10 protein-coding genes are annotated in these 13,236 nt (G+C 62.3%); 7 read left to right on the plus strand and 3 right to left on the minus strand.

Features of this window, described 5'->3' with window-relative positions; genetic code table 11:
- Positions 1 to 107: 107 nt before the first annotated feature.
- The 3 genes from BBX50_RS27610 to BBX50_RS27620 form a co-directional block, all read right to left on the minus strand.
- Positions 108 to 1,562, minus strand: coding sequence for a lytic transglycosylase F (locus BBX50_RS27610; RefSeq protein WP_083213839.1), 1,455 nt, complete (start codon positions 1,560 to 1,562; stop codon positions 108 to 110).
- Positions 1,563 to 1,605: 43 nt separating this feature from the next.
- Positions 1,606 to 3,738: a mechanosensitive ion channel domain-containing protein gene (locus BBX50_RS27615; RefSeq protein WP_065778471.1), complete on the minus strand. Its 2,133-nt coding sequence runs from the start codon at positions 3,736 to 3,738 to the stop codon at positions 1,606 to 1,608.
- A gap of 107 nt (positions 3,739 to 3,845) precedes the next feature.
- Positions 3,846 to 6,401: an SH3 domain-containing protein gene (locus tag BBX50_RS27620; RefSeq protein WP_065778472.1), complete on the minus strand. Its 2,556-nt coding sequence runs from the start codon at positions 6,399 to 6,401 to the stop codon at positions 3,846 to 3,848.
- 440 nt (positions 6,402 to 6,841) lie between these two features.
- Between BBX50_RS27620 and BBX50_RS27625 the strand changes: the two genes are divergently transcribed.
- The 7 genes from BBX50_RS27625 to BBX50_RS27655 all read left to right on the plus strand — a co-directional run bounded on the left by BBX50_RS27625 (position 6,842) and on the right by BBX50_RS27655 (position 13,228).
- Positions 6,842 to 7,288: a helix-turn-helix transcriptional regulator gene (locus tag BBX50_RS27625; protein ID WP_065778473.1), complete on the plus strand. Its 447-nt coding sequence runs from the start codon at positions 6,842 to 6,844 to the stop codon at positions 7,286 to 7,288.
- 27 nt (positions 7,289 to 7,315) lie between these two features.
- Complete coding sequence (locus BBX50_RS27630; RefSeq protein WP_065778474.1) at positions 7,316 to 9,187, plus strand: hypothetical protein; 1,872 nt, start codon at positions 7,316 to 7,318, stop codon at positions 9,185 to 9,187.
- A gap of 34 nt (positions 9,188 to 9,221) precedes the next feature.
- Positions 9,222 to 9,443, plus strand: a complete 222-nt coding sequence (locus BBX50_RS27635) for a hypothetical protein (protein ID WP_065778475.1) — start codon at positions 9,222 to 9,224, stop codon at positions 9,441 to 9,443.
- A gap of 71 nt (positions 9,444 to 9,514) precedes the next feature.
- Entirely contained in the window at positions 9,515 to 10,699 is a 1,185-nt protein-coding gene (locus BBX50_RS27640) for a YcaO-like family protein (protein ID WP_065778527.1), read from the plus strand.
- Positions 10,696 to 11,421, plus strand: coding sequence for a TfuA-like protein (locus BBX50_RS27645; RefSeq protein ID WP_065778476.1), 726 nt, complete (start codon positions 10,696 to 10,698; stop codon positions 11,419 to 11,421). The genes BBX50_RS27640 and BBX50_RS27645 overlap by 4 nt, the downstream gene beginning before the upstream one ends.
- 118 nt (positions 11,422 to 11,539) lie before the next feature.
- Complete coding sequence (locus tag BBX50_RS27650) at positions 11,540 to 11,776, plus strand: hypothetical protein (RefSeq protein WP_065778477.1); 237 nt, start codon at positions 11,540 to 11,542, stop codon at positions 11,774 to 11,776.
- Positions 11,777 to 12,199: 423 nt separating this feature from the next.
- Positions 12,200 to 13,228, plus strand: a complete 1,029-nt coding sequence (locus tag BBX50_RS27655) for an ABC transporter substrate-binding protein (protein ID WP_065778528.1) — start codon at positions 12,200 to 12,202, stop codon at positions 13,226 to 13,228.
- The last annotated feature ends 8 nt before the right edge of the window (positions 13,229 to 13,236 follow it).

The following is a 13,236-nucleotide window of genomic DNA, read 5'->3' on the forward strand; positions in this document are numbered from 1 at the left end:
CGGCGCGACCATCGATCGCGTCGCCGTTCTTGCCACATTCTGCATCGGCGCCCAGACGGCAAATCCATGTGCCGGCTGGTCTGATCAGCGCCTGCCGCACGCACTGGCTATTGCGCAGCGACCGGCTCCGCGCCGACGCCCTTCGCCGCCGCAGCGTCAGCGTCATGTGCTGCAAGCAGGCTGTAGGCGATATAGTACTTGTAGATGTTGCTCACATACTGAACGGTCTCGCGCCCGACGATGGCGGCAGCTGCGTTCTCAACATTGCCGAACCAGAGGTTCGGATCGAGCCCCATGTCCTTGGCCTTCGCCCGGAACTTGCGCAGATTTCCCGGCCCGGCATTGTAGGCCGCGAACGCGAACAGCAGCTGATCTCGCGGCGTGATCTCAGGATCGTTGATATAGGTATCGACGAGGTAGCGAAGATACTTCGATCCAGCCTCGACATTGAGATCCTCGTCCTTGTCGATGCCGCGAATATTGACCGATTTGTCCGCCGCGGTCGAAGGCAGGAGCTGCATGATGCCGACGGCACCGCGATGGCTGCGGCGCGACTGATCAAGCTGCGATTCCTGATAGCCCTGCGCCATCAACATCAGATGATCGAAGGAATAGGTGGTACCGTGCTTGCGGAAGATCTCCACAAGTTGCTTGAAGCGTTCGATGTCATCTGGCGCATAGGCGCGCTTCAGCATCTTGTCACCCTTGTAATAGGTGTTCTTCAGGGTGTTGCCGAAGGTCGTGCCGACCCGATGGGTCTTGACGAAATCGTTGAGGGCGGCCTTGAGCTTTGGGCTGTCCTTGCGGATCGCCCAGGCGATCTGGCCATGGTCGGAGACCACGATATCGTCGCGCACCTTGAGATCTGTGAAAACCGTTGCCCAGATATCCGCCTTGTATTTGTCGACCACCGTCCACGGCAACAGACCCGCGTTGATCATCTCGAGGAGGTCTTCATCCTCGAGGTTCTCATCCATGTCCTTCAGCGCGATCGGCGCACGCCCCGCCTTTTCGAAGTTCGCGCTGAGTGCCGCCAGATGCTCATAGTAACTGCTTGAGCGGCGCACGTGGATCTCCTTGCCGCTCATATCGTCCAGGCTGGCAATTGCCGGCGACGAAGGCCCCGTGACCAGAACCTCCTTGGCTTCGGCAAACAGCGGATCGGTGAAGTCCACCTTGGCAAGGCGGGTCTCGGTGATCGTCAGGTTGGCCATGACGATGTCGCCGAGGCCATCTTCGAGCGCCGACAGGAGCTTTGCCCGCGGCATGGGCACGAAGCCGACGCGGATCTTGTCGATCTGCTTCTTGCGCCCTTTGTTGAGCTCATTTTCGAGCGCCATGCCAAAGTCGACAGCGGTCCCCAGCTGCTGGCCGCGGTCGATGAAGTAGATCGTCTTGCTGAAGGGGACGATGATGCGAACGACGCGACGCTTTTCCATGTCGTCGAAGTCGTCCGTGTGGGGAACGAGCATCGAGCGGAGGAATTGTTCGCTCGATTGTGCCCAAGCGTTGCCGCCACCAACGAACAACAGGATCAATATTCCGAACAAAAGCCGTTTCATGCTGACCTGCCCAGCCCAGGGAACCCTTGTCGACCAGTCCAAACTATTCCTGCGGCGGGCCGCCCTCGCCAAGCGCGGCCGCAGCGTTCTTCTTTGCGATCGCGTCGCGGGTTGCCGCGGCCGCGGCGGCAGATTGCTGCTGCTCGTCGCCCGCCACCTGCACCGTCGGCGAGGCGAAGTTGATGCCGTTTTCCTTGAAGGCTTCCTTGATCATGACCTGGGCCCGACGTCTGACCTGGGTCTGGCTTCCCGGCTTCGTCTTCATGGCGAAACTCAAGGTCATCCCATAGTCGCCAAAATTCTCGACGCCCTTCATCTTGACCGTTTCCAGGATCAGCGGCCCGATATCCGGATCCTCGAGCAGTTTGGCGCCGATGCCCTTTACCACCTTCTTCACCTTGGCGACGTCGGCATCGAAAGAGACGTTGATCAGGAACTTGTCGATCACCCAGTCTCGGCTCATGTTCTGCACCGCCCCGAGCGACCCGAAAGGCACGGTAAAGACCGGGCCGCGATGGTGCCTGAGCTTGACGGAGCGGATGCTGAAGGATTCGACCGTGCCCTTGTAGCTGCCACTCTGGATGTATTCCCCGATCCGGAAGGCGTCGTCCATCATGTAAAAGATGCCGCTGATGACGTCCTTGACCAGGGTCTGCGACCCGAAGCCGATCGCCACGCCGAAAACACCGGCGCCGGCAATCAGCGGGCCGATCTCCACGCCGAGGCCGGACAGCACCATCAGCACCGCCACCACCGCAATGAACGCCGCGAGGAAGTTGCGCAGGATCGGCAGCAAGGTCAGCAGCCGCGTGTTGCGGGCAAGTTCCGCCGGATCGTCGGGCACGTGGCGGGCCTGCTTCATGCGCAGATTGATGAAGCCCTTCGCGAGCTGCCAGACGAGGTCCGCCGCCAGCAGGATGACGACACCAGCCAACACCCCTCGGACAACCCGATTGAAGGCGTCGTCCTCCATCATTGCCGTGGCACTGACCTTGAAGACGAGCGCCAGCCAGCCGGCGGCCAGAGCGATGACCAGCAGCCGCGCGCCGCGCTCGATGAAGATGTTGCGCATGACACGCGTCTCCTCTTCGGCAGAAGCGTCCAGCAACGTCTTGGTGAAGGCACTGGTAAAACGCAGCAGCGGCGGCAAGCCGATCACATAGAGGCCGATCCAGAACAGGACGTCCATGCCGGCGACCCAGAGGAGCCAAAGGACGATCAGAAAGGCGATCAAGAGTACGTTGCCGACGATACGGCGCGAACGGGTGACAGCACCCACAGGGCGCCGCACCACTGTGAGAACTCCGAGTGCCAGCACCACCAGCCCCAGGATGGCGGTGATGAGGCTACGCACATCGGTGGAGATGGAGAGTGCCCGCATCGCATCGCCGACGCCCCAGACGAGCGCCGCGGCGGCAATCAACCACAGGCAGTGACGATGCCAGAAGCGGGCCTCGTCCGTCGTCAGCGACAGATATCCAGCTCGCCCGTCCGCGCTTCCCTCGTTGACCGGGCCGCCGGTCAGAACGGCCGATGCGATGATCATCAGCAGGCGGGCACCGATCCAGGCGCCAAGCAGCGGCGCAATCGTCGTCTCAAGCCGCGTCGGCCAATCGGCGATGGCAAGTACGGACATGCTGGCCGCCGCAAACACGATCAGCGGCAGAACGCGTGTGAGCATCGTTCGGGCCGGCCCCGTCAGCACGGCGCCCCGCAGGCTGCGCCTGAGCAGCCAGCGCAGGAGATACTCGGCGCCGTAGCCGATCAGCAGAATGAAAAAGAACCCTTTGAGGATGGGCGCCGCGCCGTGGCTCTCCATATCGCCGGCCAGGCGTTCCCGCGCTGCCTGCATTTCCGGAAAAACGCGCGGAACCGCATTGCCGATACCCGTCAGGTGTCGCCTGATTTCGGCCGTCCACCGAGCGACGACGCCTGTAGCCGGCGTCTCTGTTGCGGGTGCCGTCGCCGGAGCTGCCGGCGCCTGTTTCGTAGACAGCCATTGCTTCACCTCCGGATCGTCGAGAAGCTGGATCAGCTGCTGGACCTTGGCGGGCGGCGCGGCAGTCGCCGCATCCTGCGCCAAGGCCGGCAGGGCCGGTCCGACGAGGATGAACAGAAGCGTAAGGAAACCGAGGACCGGCTCCAGCAGACGACGCGACAACCCGACACAACCCATTCTCAGCACCCCCGCCGATCGTGACGATCCCCCGACCGACACATTTTAACCCATACGAAAGCTAGCATACCCGCGGGCAATTTCGTCAATGTTCGTTCACGATGGCATCAACGGCGCCGGAATCCGCCGCCGCCATGGAAGCCACCGCCACCGAAGCCTCCCCCTCCGTGGAAACCGCCGCCACCGCCGCCAAAGCCGCCACCGCCGTGGAAACCTCCGCCGCCGTAGCCGCCCCCACCGAAGCCACCCGGGCGGTCGAAGCCCCCGGCACCCCCGGTCGGGAAGTTCAACGGTCGCTGATCGAAGGACTGGCGCTCGAAGGAGCGCTGATTGCCAAGTTGCCGCCCGATGTTGTCGATCGCCAGATGATCCGGCGCGCGATCACCCGTGGTGATCCGCTCGTTAAGGTTCTGGGCGGCATCAGGATGCCTGGTGACGAATTGTTGTCCCGCCGTCGCCCGGTCCTGGATCGATGGCTTCTGAACAGGCTGCCAGCCGTCAGGCGTGTGCTTCTGCCATTGCCCGTCGTCACGGCGATAGATGTTCCCGTCGCGCCCGGCATAGACGTCACCGCCCTTGCCGCCGGCGACAAAGCCGTGGTTCCCGTCAGACGTCCGCCAATGGACGCCGCCACCACTTGCCGTCGAGCCGCCACTGATGCGCGCAAAGTCGGAGCCATGCTTGACCGATGCCGTGCCCCAGCTGCCATAGACATTGTGCCCGCCGCGTGCGATCGCCGCGTTGCCGGTGCGCGGATTGTAGGCGGCGACAAAGCCACGATCTCCATTCGGCCCGTAGCCGACGGCGCCGCGAACATAGGTGCCGGTGCGCGGATTGTAGGCGGCCCCTGCAGCGATGCCACGATAAGGCCCATAGGCATAACCATAGCGGCCGAAGGTACCGACGGCCGGATTGTAGAAAGCACCGACGCCATAGGTCACCGGGGTCGGATAATAGGGCCAGTAGCCGCCGCCAGCCCAGCCATAGTCCCAGTAGTCGTCATAGTACCAGCCGGTGCCATAGACGAACGTATCCCAGGCGAGATAGGCACCGAGATACCCCATCGTGTACCCGAACCAGACGGCGTCGGGCTCGGTGTCGTAGATACGAACGTAAGTGGCATTGTAGACCGGGGACGACGGCGGAATGGTATAGATCTCGTCCGGGACCGCCTTGGCGACGCTGAACGGCCCCGCCGGCGCAGCGCCGACGAACCAGACGCCGTCCTTCAGCGCGAAATATTTGTCGCCGACCTTGATGACCGTCTCGTTCGTGTTGACGGCGTAGGTCAGCGACGTGCCGTCGATCTTCTCAAATTTCGGATCGCCGCTATAGGCGACGTCCACCTTGACCGAGCCGTCGAGCGCGACGCGCGCCTTTTCCGGAATGCTCGCCTTCAGCCGTGCCTCGGCGTTTTCCGACGTGCCCGGCACGGATGAGCGTACAGTGTAATAGGCCGCATCCTGCGGAATGTTCTGGAAGTCGTCCGGAAGCTTGGGCGTCGCAAAGGTCCAGGGGCCATCGAGAGACGCGGCTGCGAACCAGCGGCCGGAGACGAGAATATACCAGTTGGAATCCGCATCGCGGTAGAAGACATCGCTCTCGCTGTTGGTCGCAACCTTCAGTCCCGTGCCCGGCACCGGCTCGAGCTTCGGCTCGCCATCGAAGACGAGCAGCTCCGAAGGCTTGTCCGTATAGATGACCTTCGGCGCGACACCGCTTGCGGCCTGAGGCGGGATCGCCGCCTTGGCGTCCTTCCAATTGTCGTCGTCCGGCAGCTTGCCGAAAATGTCCGGCAACGATGATGCGGGCTGCCAGCCCGAGGCCAGATCTTTCGATTGCAGCCATGTCTTGTCGTTGCGCAGATAGTAGGTGCTGTCTGCCTCAACCTTGAAAATATCCCAGTTGGTGTTGACCGCGAAGGAGAGCCCCTCGACGCCCTTGACCGGCGCGAACACCGCCTTGCCGTTGGTCTGGACCAGGATCGCCGCTTGCTTGCTGACAAAGATCGGCGGCGGATCGGCCTTCAGCCCCTCGACATTGCCGAGCCGCTCATAGTCGGCAAGGCTCGCCGTCAGTTTGTTTTCCGACACCGTGATCGTTCCAACGGGCATCAACTTGCCGACGTCCAGCGCGAGGTCCGCCAGTTCCTTTCTGTCCAGAACCGAAAAGTTGATCTCCGTCATCTTGATGTCCGAAACGACGACCTGGCCGGCCGCGCTGTCGGCATCGGTCTTGCCGGTGACACCGATGACGCCGTAGATCGGCTTGGCGTCGTCGGACTTCTTGTATTCGGCAGCGATCAGCGCATCGAGTTCGGTGAAATCCTTCCACGCGTTGATCTGCGGTTGATAGAGCGTGATGGTCGCGCCGCTGTCGGTCGTAAAGGCGCGCGGCCAACCGAGCCCCTTGGGATCGGCATCGTTCAGATACTTGCCGCTGACGAAGCCGTTCTGGCCGTTGACGCTCACGGCGCACCAGGTGCCGGCATCGTCGCATTCCTTGACGTCGACGTTTGCACCCTCCGCGATCGTGCCGAGACTGTCGAAGCCGGTTCCCGGTCCTTCCCGGAAATTGACGGATGCGCTCGTCGTTGCCGGGCCGGCTTCAGCCGGTGCTGAGGCCATTGCGAGAAGGGTCAAGGCAAGTGTCAATCTGCGCATATCGTTCTCCGACTTCCATAGGCGATCCGAACCGGCACCCCACAACGACCTCTACCCGAAGTGGTTACCGCAAATCGGTTGAGACATAAGCAGCTTGCCCTTCGCCGGAGCGCAAGTACGTAACAGTAACGGCGAGCGTAACAGCTGAGCGTGAAGCGCATCGGGATCGGCAGATATGATCTCGGCGGCCGCATGTGATCGGTGCGAGACCGACCGAATCGCCAGCAAAAACGCTGACATCAGGTGGCGTCATGTCTGTGAGACGGCCACGTTTTCCGGCCTCTGCTTCGTTTGCGGTGATCCGCGGCCGAGCTGCGACAGGGAAACCGCCTATTACGCTGCAAATCTCTTTGTTTTAGCCCGTGGTGATTGCATCGGGGCATTTATTCAAGCAAACTCATATGCATGATTTGACACTCCTACGTGCGGAGGAAATGCAAGTGAACACGAAAGCCCCCAGCCAGATAGATGTCTTCGTCGGTTCCCGCGTGAGGATGCGTCGGTTGATGGCCGGATTGAGCCAGGAGAAACTGGCAGACGGCCTCGGGATCACATTCCAGCAGGTGCAGAAGTACGAAAAGGGCACCAACCGTATCGGCGCGAGCCGCCTGCAGGCGATCGCCGATATCCTCGGCGTCCACCCGAGCTTCTTCTTCCAGGAGGGTGAAGACGCCGGCGCCCGCAATGGCGAGACGACGCGCGAGCCGAGCGAGATTTCCTCCTTCGTTTCGTCGAAGGAAGGTATCGCGCTCAATCGCGCCTTCCTGAAGATCACCGATCCGGTGCTGCGCAAGAAAATCATCTCATTGGTCGCTGCCGTTGCTCAGACGCCGGAGACCGAGCCCACTCGGACAGGGGCGAGCCACGCTCAGGACCTGCACGGATAAGCGTCCGCGCGCCACAGGAATGATCGGATGACATTCAGACTGCAGACCCTTGGGCGCCTGCGGCTCGTCGATGCGGACGGGCGCGAGGTCGTTTTCCCCGAGAAGGGTCTGCTCGTCCTTTGTTATCTGATCGTCGGCGGGCATAGCGAGCAGTCTCGAAATGACGTCGCCAAGCTGCTGTGGGACGAGGTCGTCCCGAGCCAGGCCTTCGTCAATCTGCGCAAGACGATATCCCGTATCAGTGCGCGACAGCAGGAACTCGGCTGCCACTTCTTGAGTTTTTCGCAGTCGTCGGTGCGGCTTGATTCCAGCCGGTTGCGAAGCGATCTGGATGCCATCAGTCGCGACGTAGGCGATCCGCTGTCCCGCCTCCAATTGGCTGTAGAAACGTTACAGGAGGACTTCCTCAGGGATCTGAGATCCCAGGGGCAGGCGCTGCACAGCTGGATCGAGCGGCAACGCGGCGAACACATGGAATTCTTGCGCGAGAGCCTGCTGCTCGCCGCGCCGGAAGCGACAAACGGCCACCGCAAATTGGTCAAGACGGCAGCGACCCGGCTGCTTGAGCGCAATCCCCTCGATGAAGACGTACGCAAGATCCTCGCTCAGGCGTTTCAGCTCGAAGGCAATCACTTCGAAGCGCGGGCTGTCTCGCATGTCGGCGTGCCGGCGGTGGCAATCGGGCCGGAATGGCGACCGGCTTCGGTGATGTCTATCCCGGCGTCGGAGCCGGCCGTCGACATGCGCCCGCCCCGCGTCGTGCTCCTGCCGCCAAACAACGGAACGATCGACAGCCCGGCAACTCAGTTTGCGAGCGCCTTGATCGAAGATGTCACGATCGGTCTCTGCGCGCTTCGCTCAGTTTCGGTAATTGCCCCCTACACGGCGGCCCAGATCAGCCTCCAGGCCGACAAGGCGAACACATACCAGAAGCACGCGATCAGCTATATTCTCGACACACGCCTGACGGACGAGGGCAACCGGCTGACGCTCTTCACGCAGCTGATCTTCTTTGCCAACGACGAGGTGATCTGGGCCGATCGCTTCAATCTCGATGGCGACGGATTGATGACCTCGCGACGGGAGATTGCCCGCCAGATCGCGCTTGCCATCGCCAGTCAGGTGGAGCGCAACGAGACGCACCGGAAAACCTACGAGACCAATGTCGGCTCCTATCGCAGTTTCCTCCTGGGGCAGCGCTATCTCAAGCAGCTCAATCTTCCCGAAGTACGGCGCGCTCGCAAAAGTTTCCGCGAAGCGCTCTACCAGAATGGCGACTTCGCACCGGCAATGAGCGGCCTGGCGCGCAGCTACTTTGTCGAATGGCTGCTGACGGCGCGCGGCGACGGCGAGCTGCTGGCACTTGCCGAGCGGCACGCGCGTGACGCGGTCGTCGCCGACGACACGCTGGCGACGGGCTACCGCGAGCTCGGCGTCGTGAAGCTCTATCTCCGGCAGTTCGACGAGAGCATGGAGTTCCACGACAAGGCGGAGGCGCTGAGCCCGCAACATGCCAATGTGATCGCAAGCTATGCCGATACGCTGGTGCAGGCGTCGAGGCCGGAAGGCGGGCTGCGCAAGATCCAGGCAGCGCTCGACCTCAACCCGATCGCACCGGATGAATATTTCTGGACCGCGGCCGGAGCCAGCTACTCGCTCGGCCAATACGAACAGGCGATCGCCTACATCGAGCGCATGCGCGATCCCACCCCGGCCGACCGGTTGTCGGCCGCGAGCTGGGGCATGCTTGGCAACCGGAAGAAGGCGCGCCAGTTCGTACGCAAGACTTTTGATGTCCACCCCGATTTTGACCTCGACAAATGGATCGCGATCGTCCCCTTTAGGGAAGAATGGCAGCGAATCCACTATTGCGAGGGCCTGCGCAAAGCAGGCTTCTGATATTCACGTCAAGCAACAACACAAGGAGGGGCAAATGGCGAAAGTGGTGGTAATCGGCGTAGCGGGTGACGACAGGCTTTGGGTTGCTGATCTGGACGCAGGAACGGTGTCGCTGATCCCAACCCCGACACAAGGCCCCTTGGCAGCCGCCAATGACCTGCGCAACAGCAGCGGTGCAATGGTGCACAAGGGCGTCAACCTGGCCGTGCTTGCCGCCTCGTCCGGCTCGGTCTCGGGCGGATTCATGGACGGCTAGTCCGGCGCGTGGCACAGGCCACCGACAAGAACCGGCCGTCGGACGACCAACGCGCTCGTCCGACGGCCGACATGCTTTCCTACAGCGATCGTTCCTGCTCGCCCGAGGAGACCTTCCGGCGGGTTGAATCATTTCTGCCGAAACTCGGCGTCAGCAGACTGGCCCGCCTGACCGGACTGGACAGGATCGGCATTCCCGTCTGGAGCGCGGTTTCGCCGAACGCCAGGTCGATCGTCATCAACCAGGGCAAAGGCATCACCGATATCGACGCCAAGGTTTCGGCTGCGATGGAAGCGCTTGAACGCGCCATCGCCAGCGACCCGTCCGTACCGGTGAGGACGGCAACGCGGCATGACTTGTGCAAGGCCGGCGACCGCGCCCTGGCGCTTCCGGGTTTCATCGCCGCCGGGCATACGGATCTCAAGGACGACGAACCGATCGACTGGTTGCGCGGCTTCGACCTCTCGGACGGCGCGACGACCTGGGTGCCGCGCGAGGCGGCGGTCCTCGACCGGACCCTTGACGGCTGCCGTTACTGGCAATCCTCCGATGGCCTCGCCTCGGGCAATTCCGAGGCGGAGGCGATCCTGCACGGCTTGCTGGAGCGCATCGAGCGCGATGCCGAAACGCTCTGGCGCCTGCTGCCTTTGCGCGGCAAGCTCAGCGGTTGCATCGATCCTGCATCCTTTGAGGATCCCATTCTTGACGATATGACCGGACGGATTGTTTCCTGCGGTCTTGAGTTGCGCCTGTTCGACATGACCAGTGACATTGGCATTCCCTGCTATGCCGCAACCTTGGCCGACGCCGGCATCCTGTCGGCGAAACGACTCCGCTATCACGACGTGACGATTGGCCATGGCGCCCATCCGGAGGCACGGCGAGCCGCCATCCGCGCCGTGACCGAAGCCGCGCAGTCACGGCTCACCTATATCAGTGGTGCCCGCGACGACGTGTTCCCCGAGACATTCGTCCGCGACCTTCCCGATGAAACACGCGGCCTGTTTACGGCCGTGCCGCAACGGAAGCCCATGGCAACGACCGCCGTCCGGCGGGGACCGCACGCGCTGCTCGATCTCGTGGTACGGCGGCTCGACATTGCGCGCATCCGCACAATCATCGTCGTCCCGCTGATGGACAGCGACATGCCCTTTTCAGTGGTCAAGATTATCGTACCGGCGCTGGAAAATCCCGACGGCATGCGCAAGCGCCGCTTTGGCGAGCGGGCGCTTGCCAAAGCGCTGGAGGCCGGATGAAAGTCGCCTTCATTGGCCCGACCTTACCGGATGCGCGCCTGACGGCCGGCAAGGAGATCCTTGTCCTGCCCCCCGCGGTCCAGGGCGACATCTTGCGCGCGGTCGAAAGCGGCGCGGTGGCGATCGGGCTCGTCGATGGCAATTTCGAGAACGTCGCACCCGTCTGGCACAAGGAGATACTGTACGCGCTGTCGCAAGGCGTGCGGGTCCTTGGCGCCGCCAGCATGGGCGCGCTTCGCGCAGCGGAATGCGCGTCCTTCGGCATGGTTGGCATTGGTGACATTTTCCGGCAATACGCCACCCGAGCGCGGGTGGACGACGCCGATGTCGCGCTTATCCATGGCCCGGCCGAGCTCGGCTATCTGCCGCTGACCTTGCCTCTCGTCAATGTCGACGCAACCCTCAAGCGCCTTGGGGAAGACGGGGCTCTTACCTCGGACCTGGTTGCGGCGATTGCTGCCACGGCGGCCGGTATCTTCTACAAGGAACGCAACTGGGCCAACATCATCGCGCGCGTTGCGCTGCCCACAGGCATCGATCCGGCCGGCGTGATCGAGCTGCTCGACGCCCGGTTCGTTGACCAGAAAAGACTTGATGCGCAGCATCTGCTCGACGCCCTGCATTCCGCGCCAACCCAACGGACGGTTGTAGCCAAAAACTGGAAATTCAATTCTACCAGCATGTGGAAGAGGTTGTCCGGTCAACCTGACGCTTCATCTTAAGAGCGCGGTTTTCCCATACAACGTGTGTCACGCTCATGTCACGCGCGCTGGAGCGCAGTCACGCTATGATTGGTCACGCTGAACGGGATCATCGATCCACAGGGAGCTGGGGAAAATCATGCTATCTTCATTCGCTGTGCCGGCCGAGCCGGAAGACAAGGAAAAGGAGCTTCTGGCACTGGCTCGTCTTGTCACCTATGCGCGCGACTCCGCCAAGACCCTCAATGTCGAAGGCGTCCAGTACTGTCTCGAGCTGGCGCTTGCGTCGCTGCTCAAGGAGGCCGAGGACTGCGGTAGCAAGCGAGCGCATCTCACCAACGAACTGCTGACGCGCCCGAGCCTCGGTCGCTGCTGAACTGCCTGGACGGTTTCCGCTCGCGATCGCGCGGTGGCAAAGGTTCGGCCGACTTCGGACGATTTTGATGCCGGCAATCTCAGAGCTTCGCTCTTCAGGAGCCCTGTTTCGAAAAAGACAGGGCTCTTTGGTGTGCTTGACGGCAAGCCCGCCCGGACGCGAACTTACGCACACGGCACCCCGTTCCCGACACTGGTGCCAGCCATGCGCAGGCCCGGTCTTTCACCCAGACGCTTCGACGTGAAGTACCTGCGAGCATATCGCTGGATCCGATGCCGGACGGATTTTTCGCGCAACAGCCAGACATTCGAAAGCGGACTGCGCGCGGGGCGCGAAATTTAGTCCATAATTTCCATAGATAATATTGAATAATCTCCGCGACACCGGTTAGGCTGTTGTCACCACATGCGAGCGGGGATGATCATGAGCCAAATCTTTTCGACGACTGGCGGCCTGTCGCGCCGAACGCTTCTGAAGGCGACCACCGCAGCAGGGGCCGCTGCAGCACTCGGGGTCGCCGCGAGCCGCGCCACGAACTATGCCATCGCCGGCAACCTGTCCAAGATCACGCTGGAGTGGACGGAGGTCGCCGCCTGCCACTCGCCCGTCGGCTTTGGCCTGCACAAGGGCATCTACGCCAAGCACGGCCTCGACGTCGAACTCTTCTATCAGGGGGCAAGCGGCCAGACATTGATCCAGGCGCTGGCGACCAGGAAGGCAGAGGCCGGTCCCGGCCTGCTCTACGACTGGCTGAAGCCGATCGAGCAGGGTTTTGATGTCAAGCTCTTCGCCGGCTCGCACGGCGGCTGCCAGCGCCTGCTGGTCAAACCCGACGCGGGCATCCAGTCGCTCGCCGACCTCAAGGGCAAGACGATCGGAACCTTCGACGTCGGCTCGCCCTCGCGCGTCGCCTTTTCCGTCGCGCTCGCCAAGGCGGGTCTCGATCCGGAACGGGACGTTACCTGGAAGGTGTTCCCCTTCGACCTCGTTGCCGAAGGCGTGCTCAAGGGCGAGGCCGATGCCGTCGCACATATGGACCCCTGGGCCTATTCCTATGAAAAGCAGCACGGCTTCCTGAAGATCTACGACACCCAGACCGGCGTCTTCAAGGATCGCGTCTGCTGCGTGCTGGGCGTCAACGGCGACTACCTCCAAGCCAACAAGGACGCCATCCGCCGGGTAGCCACCGCCAATCTGGAGATCCATCAGTATACCGCCGAGCATCCGGACGAAGTCGCCAAATGGTACTTCGACACATTGAAGCCGGGCATCCCGCTCGATGATCTGACGGAAGTGCTCGCCTCGTTCACCTATCACAAGCACTGGTTCGGCAAGGAGCTGATCAAGGAGGTGCAGATCGGCTACGAGGATCTCAAGCTGGCCGGCGTCGTGGAAGCCGCGACCGATCCGGCGGAGATCGCCAACCGCATCACCGTCGACATTCTCGCCTGAGCGCCAGC

This window comes from Ensifer sp. LC11, assembly GCF_001695835.1.
Lineage (GTDB): Bacteria > Pseudomonadota > Alphaproteobacteria > Rhizobiales > Rhizobiaceae > Ensifer.